Raw genomic sequence first — 7,882 nt, forward strand, 5'->3', positions numbered from 1 at the left:
AAGCCGATCTCCAATCAGAGATCGATCATTCCTCGCTCGACGCCTTCAATGGAAGGTGGGACCGAAACAGCGCTTACCCACCAACCTCGTCCTCAAATTCCTTTGTGCACACGCCATGCACACGGGAGCGAAACTTCGACCGCGCTCCTCGGGATCGTACTCGGCATGATGCTGGGGATCATCGGACGCGAACTGTGGTCGGGCCCCCGCAATCTCGGGTCCGGAGCCATTATCAGACGCAGCAGATCTGCCGCGAATGGGCAGAGATCGTTCAGCACGAGCCCAGTCGAGCTGCGCTTCTGGGAGTTGCCGAGAACTACCGCAAGGCGGCGCTTGCTAGGACATAGCCCAAACTATCGCCCGCACAAGCAGGCACCCCAAAATGTACAGCCAGGCCGCCATAACAATAAGGATACTGCACCCGAAAGTTAGGCCGATGGCTATGTCCGTGTATCTGTCCTTCGTTGATGCTTCCGGCGCTTCCTCGCCGATCCGCTCTAATGCCATTTACGCCACCCCGCGCTCGACCGGGAAAAAGCGGAAACAGAGAGGAAAGCAGGTCGTTCCTAAAGAAGCTGAGCCAATTCACGGTAACGTCTAGGGGCATAAAAAGCGGCCCCAGGAAGCAGAGACTCCCTGAGGCCGAGGATTATCTTCCCACGATGCTTCGGGCCTAACCGCAGAACCAGCCCGAAGTCGATCCAACGGCTGGCGGGCTGGACCGTTCCTCAGTCCCCCTCCGCCAGCGTGACCGGCGGGCCTTAGTCGCGATTCGTTTTGCGTCATTTCAGGCTAAAGCGGAGTCGGCTCAGCGGCTTAGCCGCGATTCGACTCGACTTCGAGCGTAGCGATTAGCGGGTTGCCATCGTGGCACGCTGATCAGAGGTTAAATCCGACGATAAACCGGATGGCAAAGAAGGAGCCGGCGGCGACAATAGCCGTCGCACTAAGCGCGAACACAACTCTCCAAGTCTCATCCAATCGGCGCCTCGTATTCCGTGGCGGCCCCAGCGTCGAGCCGGGGGGCATGATGATGCTGGGGCCACCGGACAGTCTCTTGTCTTGTGGACAGAGACCGTGACCGCGGAACATAAGCCGGGCACCGTCCGGACGTTCCCCAGTCAAAGTCTTAATCTCTGCTGCTGTGGCTGAATCCCCACATCACATCTCTTGCCCGAGAGCACGCGGGATCTAAGCCGCGCCGCCCTCGGGTGCAACTGTCCAGTCCCGGCTGGATTCCGTCGCCGTAGGCAACCTAAGCGATTCCGACGATAGGCAGACTAAAGCGACACCTTTTCCACAGCCACGACCGGGAGTAGCTCGAGCGCGTCGCGGGACGCTAGGAACCGATAATTTGCGAGGTACATGCAATATCGCTTCCTCGTGCTCCCTGCCGGCACGATCATCGGCCTCACCTTCGCGCTGCTGCTCGGCGGCTTCCTGCTGCTCGGACGGCATCCCTCCAGCGTCATCTTCGTGTCGCTGGGCACGCTGACCGGCTCCTACGCCGCCGATCGCCTCGCGCGCCGCTTTGATGCAGGCATGCGGCCTCAAAAGATCACCTTCGGTAAGATGCGCGAGATGGGATTGCGCGGCATCCTGGTCTATTGCGCGGACTACGGGTGCTTGCGGCCAGCGCGGTGCGGAGGTTCGGCCAGATTTCGCGAAAGCGGCAAGCCGCGGTTTGCACTCTCGAAGTGAGCCACGACCCCAGCCATTGGCAAGCTGGGGCTGCGCTGTCACATAGCTTCCGACCTACGGGGATTGCAGATAGGCCAGAAGCGACTCGAAAATGCTGCATACCCGAGAAGGTTTCTGGGGCCGGTTCTTAGCTGTTCGTTAAGTAAACACCTGCAGTCTGGCTTTTGGGACGGGCCCTGTGGGGAGAATGCACGGTCTCGTGCTTGAGGCGAGGGCCCGCCAGCTCAGCCAGCCCCGGCGGGCCTTCCTTCAGCCGCCTATCGTACGTTAAGGAACTCCGGATTTTGGAGTTCTCCAACTCTATAAAAGACTCGCGCTGCCCATAGAGCCCGATTTAAAATCCCTTGGCCGGGGCTGGCTGCATATTTCACTTAAATGTTCTCACCCGGTTTCTTTTTGACCACGCGCGGGCCGCAGCGATGTTCTCGCTGCGGCCTTCGTCTTGTTCAGCTGCCCTGTGAACCGGCGGACGCGATAAGTCAGCGTTTGCCTGCTTTGCCTACTTGCATCGGGGCCTGCTCGCCCCTTGTTAGAGCTTCAAGTCTATCCAGTTGACCAGCTGCACCGGCAAAAGTCCTCGCGATGTTCCTCAATAAAAAAGCTCGATCTTCAGAAATGTTGGGGACTGACGAAAGTATCTTGTACTGCTTAGCAATGTCTCTGCATTGGGCGGCAGAAATCATGTGGCCTCCAATCACAATTTTCGATTGAGCCTTGTTATCACACAACCAGTTACAACGCACGCCCCCAGCGGAATCGACGGCTGAGTACCCGTAGATTTTCCAGAGCCTAACTAGGACGACGAACTTCCAGTCAACTCGACATAGCGAGCATGCAGCGTGATGAAGCGCCTCGACCCGTCTAAGAGTACTTTTACCTGACTCGCGAGAGCCCCTGCCCCAAGGACTATGCCCGTCTTACCGGAAAGGCGAGGGCCTGCCCGCTTTGATCGCGGCATGCCTCGCCCTGCCCGCCGCCACGCCCACGCACGCTGACGGTCGACCGCTCAAGATCACCTTCGGCGAGATGCGCGAGATGGGCGTGCGCGGCGTCTTGGTCTATTGCCATTGTGGCCATCACATCGCTCTGGACGCCGACCTTTGGCCTGACAGCGTAAGGCTCTCCGATCTCGAGCCACAGTTCGTCTGTCAGGGTGCGGGAGCCGAGGTGCCGACGTCCGACCCAACTTCGATCGGGGCAACTCACGGCTTGCAATCACTGAGGCGGCCTCTCTGCGCTGGGAGGCTTATGTCGGAGCGCGCAGACCGGGTGAATCCAGCCACTTAGTGACGGTAACCGAGTTATCGATCCGGCTGGCCATCCGTAGAAGTTCGTCGCGTCGAATGCCATGAGGCATACCCTCAGCCTGCTTGCGCAAGTCAATTGCCTCGTCCTCTAAGCGGTATTGAAATATCGATGATTGCTTGAACATGGGTGCTCCCTGTTCGGATGGGCGGGAGCGCAACTGGCGTTCTCGTCACCGATAGAAGCCATGAGCCGGACGGTGATAAAGGTTGTTAACACTTGTGGCAGACCAAGTCTGGGCAATTTTGATCATCCTCTTGGGCGCACTCGGGAACTATCGGCGCCCATAAACGCACGAGCCCGGCCAGAACGGCCCGCCAGCGTGAACCGGCGGGCCCTTTCTCAGTAACGGGCGATCAGTAGCCGTATCAGGCGCATTCCCGCACCAAAGTTAGTACTTAAACTCCGGCATTGCCTTCAATTCGTCCTTGGTGGCGTTATACACCGCGTGATCGGGATACCAACGCGCACTGGCGCTGGTTGTGATGGTTGTAGTGGTGGTAGTTGCGGCACCGGTGGTGGTTCGCGTGGTGCTGTCTGGAGCGGAAGTAGTTGCAGGCGCATTCCCCTGTGGGGACGTGGTTGACGCAGTTGTCGAGGTCACCGGCTGGTCAACCCACTTCAGCTTATCGAAGGCGACCGCCACGTAATGCTCGCCCAGGCCGAGAACGCCGCCCACACCCAGAATGACATTGGCCACCCTGCCTGACCTATCCACAATCACGTCGTGGATGTCGCCGATCTTCTCGTTTGCTTCATTGTACACATCGATGCCGGCGAGCTTGGAAGCGCGCCATTCACCCTCCTTGTGCGTGGTAGCACTGGTTGCCGAGGCCGCTTGGTTTGTAGCTGTTTGAGCCGCCGCCGCGCCGGTCATCGACGCGGTGGCCAGGAAGGCTATTGCGAGATATTTGGAAATCATGATGTTCCTCCAATGTTTTTGGGGAAACGATATTGCGGTGGAGCGGTTCCAACGGCGGAACGGTTATTTCCCTAGTGCCAGTCCCCGCCTCCCCACGCGGCGCTGGACCGCGGTCGGGACGGCAAATGAAATGGCTGGTGCAAGGGCGGCGGCTATCAATCGCAAGTCTGACTCCCAAGGCCGGAGAGGGACCAATGACCGTCAAAGGCGTGGCGTTTTAGTACGACGTGATAGCCTCGCGAGCGTGACCCGGCGGCCTTTGAATTGGCATCCCCACAAACTGAAACCTTCGCAGGTTCTGTGCGTACCTATCTGTATCCGGGATTTTTGCTATCCCATCTCGGGGCTGGAATGAACACCGCCGCCGGGACAATGTATTTGAGCCCGGCGGCGTATTTGTCCTAACTCTGTTTCCTTCGCCTCCTCGCATGAGCCGTCAGCCGCTGCCGGTCGCGCTTCCTGTCGGCTCCGCGCCGCGCTTCATGCTGAGCGTTCCTTGCGCTTACGACGGGTCGGGTGGTCTGCAAAGAATTTAAGATCCCGGGCGATGGCGGCCTCGACTCGTTCGGACGATAGGTCGGTGTATTTATGCTCTTCAGCCGCGAGCGCCTTTTGCTTCCAAGCCACGTTCAAGAGCGTGGAAGCCGGGGTTAGCAATAGCTCGGCGATCGCCTTTCGATAGCTGTCGATAATCGGATGCCAATGCCAATTCTCGGCCCTTTGATGGTTGCCCCCCCTCGGGCAAGCCGGCAAGTTGGGCGCTACGGGTGGGCACTGTGCATCTTCATGCAGGCCTTCCAGTATTCCACCCGCCGCTCGGATTGTCACCACGCCTCACGCCGCTGCCGGCGGAGCTTGGCATTCTTGCCGGTCTCAGTCTGCGACTCGGATTGACGCCTACATTGCCGCCGCGCATCGCGGAGCGTCGGCTCGACGACATCCTCGGTCGGAAATTGGAACAAGGGGTTGCGCAGTTCGCGGACGTTGGTCGCGGGACGGTTGCCCGGGAACGTGACGACGTTGGATTGGCTCGTAACGGGCCTGCGGGACTCGCTGGTGCGTTTTCCGGTTTCCCGCTGACCTTCAGTGGTGACGGGCGAAAACGAATCCACGGACTCCGCTCGCGGCTCCAGCGTGGGATTGCCGTCCGGAATTGAGGGCGAGTTTAAGGGTGGCGTGCTATGCACGCTGTCAGCTTCGGTCATATTGAATACCCTTCTGTGATCGAGGTTAGGGTCGAGGCGGAAGTTGCTGCTTCCCCTCGGCCTGTTTTTCTGGTACCAGAATTAAATGAAGCCCACGAGAAAAAATGGTACCAAAAAAAGACGAGGCAGACCTGCTACCGGTCAAGGCGTTCAGATTGGCACGCGTTGGCCTGAGGGTACGGTTGCAGCCATCGACGCCTGGGCGAAGGAACAGAGGGACGAACCTCCTCGCTCCGAAGCAATCCGCCGCCTCGTCGAGCTTGGCTTGGGCAAATCCGCTCGCGCCAGCGCGGTTACGCCCACGGCCAAAGCCTCATCAGACAGAGCTCGGGAGATGGCAGGTAACACGATCGACAAGCTCAAAGACGCCAAGGCCAGTCCGGATGACCAGGTCAGCCGCAAGCGACGGCTCGTCAAAGGGCCCGAGGAATTCCAAAACATCCGACGCGACCGGCCAAATCGAAAATGAACTAACGGAGGCCACGATTGTTGGTGGATATCGGCCAGAAGGCAAAAAGCAAATGATCAAGCCCACGCGGTCCGCCAAGCAATAGGTTGCGGACGATGCCGATCGAAGGGCCCTCAACCCGGTGGGGTCGAGACAGACCATAGCGGACAGTCAGGCCGCTCCAGAGTTTCAAGAAAATCTCAAGCGCCTAAAAGCCGAACGGCTCGAGCGCGAGGCTCGACTGAAGGCGAAGCCGAAGGATTGAGTTAACTCCACCTCTTTCCCCAGAAGGCATAGTCATGTCGAACCGACGGTGGGTGATCTTCCTGCTGGTTTCCGTGATGATAGTTTGCTCGATCGCCGCGAGTGCCCAGTATTATCTAAGCAAGTGCCATGGCATGGACGCGTGCGCGGCCGCCGAAGCCGAAAGCCATGAACGAGATAAGCCGAGCGAGCCACAATAGCGAAAAGCCTGCCGCGAACCAGCGCGGCCTGAGTCGGGGCGGGTCCTAACGCGCTTGCATTCGGCCGCGATCCTCCCAACGCCAATCGGGACGGTATGCGGACCAGGCATGATGCGGCTATAGCTCTGGTCCGGGTTCTGACACCCACGGACATTCCATCACTGATTTGGTTTAGAATTCACTCCCGATTCGGGAGAAAAAGTCGCGTGCAACCTAAGCCGACAAACCAATTTGACTATAGCTGTTCCGGCCTCCCACCGTGGGCGCCGCGTCTGCGTGGGTCAAAATACTAGAGCGCACCGGACCAGAGAACGTCCGAGGCAAATTAGCTAACCTCGACGGGCGGATTGGATCAGGCGCCGCTATTCCGATCGGAACTGAATCGGCTTTCACGGTCGGTTTCGCTCAAGAATGGTTAGCATGGACTGATCAACAAAAGGCCGTCGCCGAGCAACGCCGTGACAACGCAATGAAATGGGCAACTATCTGGGCGGCAGTTGCAGCAGGCCTATCTGCACTGGGGGCAATTGCTCAGGCCGTGGTTGCAATTGCGGCGTACTTAAAGCCACCGCATTGAATGGTTCGCACTTGCTGGCTGGGCTCTCTATTATTGGACACACTAGGTGACGAGCGATCAAACGGCGGCCGATGCCGAGTTCATAATCCAGGCTGCTCCGCGGTTATCTTCGATCGCTACATTGGCCTCAATGTCCTTTGGGCTTGGCGAGGGAGCGAGTGAGGCCATCAGACACGCACAAGGCAACGCTAAGTATCCCCAAGAATGGCACCAGGCCGCGCTAGGTTTTCAGGACGGCACGCTCATGATGGCCGTGGTTCGGACATGCATCCTGCTTGACAGCGATGAAAAGACCGTGAGCTTCCAAGGCGTCTACAAGCGACTTAAAGAGCCTGAGACGCAACGCGCTCTCATTCAGAAGGTCTTCGGCGAGTACGAAGAGTTTCAATCGATGTTCGGCTCGTCACCAACGCAGATGGTTGCCGATTTTCTTTCGATCTATCAAGAGATCGATTGGGGCATCCATTCCACGCTCATTCACTTCCGCAACTTCGGAGTGGTCCATCTTCTCGATCGCAAGAACTGGAAATCGATCAAATACGGCGAGATGCGGGATCTAATCCTGTTGGTGGGGCGCCTCAGCGACAAGCTGACAGAGCTTTGCCGCTCGTCGGTCCCACCTATTGCGTCGTTGGTGAAAGAATGGCGCGAGTACGGCCTTCAGGCTCTTGCGAGGCCCTGATCCAGAATTGCGCTGGGTAGGAAGGGCGCCTGAGTCGGGGCGGGTCAAAGGATCAATGGTGTCAATCCACTGCTCGTTGAAGGCGAAGCCCCTTGCGCTCGCCCTCCGGTTGCGGAATGCCTTCGGTTCCAACCCATCGGAGTGCCGATATGCCCGCAAATGAACAGTCTGAACCGCGCCGGGTTTGCCGGAGGCCATTTGGTTTAAGTTATGCCGCCATGGCCGATTGTTCCAGCATGGCGTAGTAGCGTTGCTCGGCTTCGGCCGGCGGGATGTTTCCGATGGGCTCCAGGAGCCGCCGGTTGTTGAACCAGTCGACCCATTCGAGAGTGGCGAACTCGACGGCCTCGAAGCTGCGCCATGGCCCGCGCCGATGGATCACCTCGGCCTTGTAGAGACCGTTGATGGTTTCGGCGAGAGCATTGTCAAAGGAATCTCCGACGCTGCCGACAGAAGGCTCGACGCCAGCCTCAGCCAGGCGCTCGGTGTACTTAATGGAGACGTATTGGGCGGATTCAAACGGTCGTCGCAACACCAGTTGTTTTCACTCATAACAGCAATTCGTCAAGCGCCTCCGC

Annotated in this window: 4 protein-coding genes and 3 pseudogenes; 4 read left to right on the top strand and 3 right to left on the bottom strand. The window is 58.6% G+C overall.

The window, feature by feature from the left end; genetic code table 11:
* Positions 1–1,377 precede the first annotated feature (1,377 nt).
* Both AC0L3X_RS45960 and AC0L3X_RS45965 read left to right on the top strand, forming a co-directional pair.
* A pseudogene (locus AC0L3X_RS45960) lies at positions 1,378–1,527 on the top strand (branched-chain amino acid ABC transporter permease); the annotation flags it as partial.
* A 1,130-nt stretch (positions 1,528–2,657) separates the two neighbouring features.
* Positions 2,658–2,894, top strand: a pseudogene (locus tag AC0L3X_RS45965) (hypothetical protein); the annotation flags it as partial.
* 503 nt (positions 2,895–3,397) lie between these two features.
* On the opposite strand, the gene AC0L3X_RS45970 reads toward AC0L3X_RS45965, so the two are convergent.
* Both AC0L3X_RS45970 and AC0L3X_RS45975 read right to left on the bottom strand, forming a co-directional pair.
* Positions 3,398–3,928: a PRC-barrel domain-containing protein gene (locus AC0L3X_RS45970; RefSeq protein WP_063979749.1), complete on the bottom strand. Its 531-nt coding sequence runs from the start codon at positions 3,926–3,928 to the stop codon at positions 3,398–3,400.
* A gap of 824 nt (positions 3,929–4,752) precedes the next feature.
* Positions 4,753–5,133: a hypothetical protein gene (locus AC0L3X_RS45975; protein WP_187387665.1), complete on the bottom strand. Its 381-nt coding sequence runs from the start codon at positions 5,131–5,133 to the stop codon at positions 4,753–4,755.
* 85 nt (positions 5,134–5,218) lie between these two features.
* Here AC0L3X_RS45975 and AC0L3X_RS45980 point away from each other — a divergent pair, with 85 nt between their 5' ends.
* Together AC0L3X_RS45980 and AC0L3X_RS45985 are read left to right on the top strand one after the other, a co-directional pair.
* Positions 5,219–5,602: a hypothetical protein gene (locus tag AC0L3X_RS45980; protein WP_063979746.1), complete on the top strand. Its 384-nt coding sequence runs from the start codon at positions 5,219–5,221 to the stop codon at positions 5,600–5,602.
* A 1,066-nt stretch (positions 5,603–6,668) separates the two neighbouring features.
* Complete coding sequence (locus tag AC0L3X_RS45985; RefSeq protein WP_162479088.1) at positions 6,669–7,304, top strand: hypothetical protein; 636 nt, start codon at positions 6,669–6,671, stop codon at positions 7,302–7,304.
* Positions 7,305–7,512: 208 nt separating this feature from the next.
* On the opposite strand, the pseudogene AC0L3X_RS45990 reads toward AC0L3X_RS45985, so the two are convergent.
* Positions 7,513–7,815 (bottom strand): annotated as a pseudogene (locus AC0L3X_RS45990) (integrase core domain-containing protein); the annotation flags it as partial.
* Between the last annotated feature and the right edge of the window lie 67 nt (positions 7,816–7,882).

The sequence above is a fragment of the Bradyrhizobium sp. MI1.7 genome (assembly GCF_055811795.1).

Bases quoted from the DNA above. Each gene is read 5' to 3' on its own strand.
- AC0L3X_RS45980 (WP_063979746.1), top strand. From the start codon at position 5,219: ATGAAGCCCACGAGAAAAAATGGTACCAAAAAAAGACGAGGCAGACCT.
- AC0L3X_RS45970 (WP_063979749.1), bottom strand. From the start codon at position 3,928: ATGATTTCCAAATATCTCGCAATAGCCTTCCTGGCCACCGCGTCGATG.
- AC0L3X_RS45975 (WP_187387665.1), bottom strand. From the start codon at position 5,133: ATGACCGAAGCTGACAGCGTGCATAGCACGCCACCCTTAAACTCGCCC.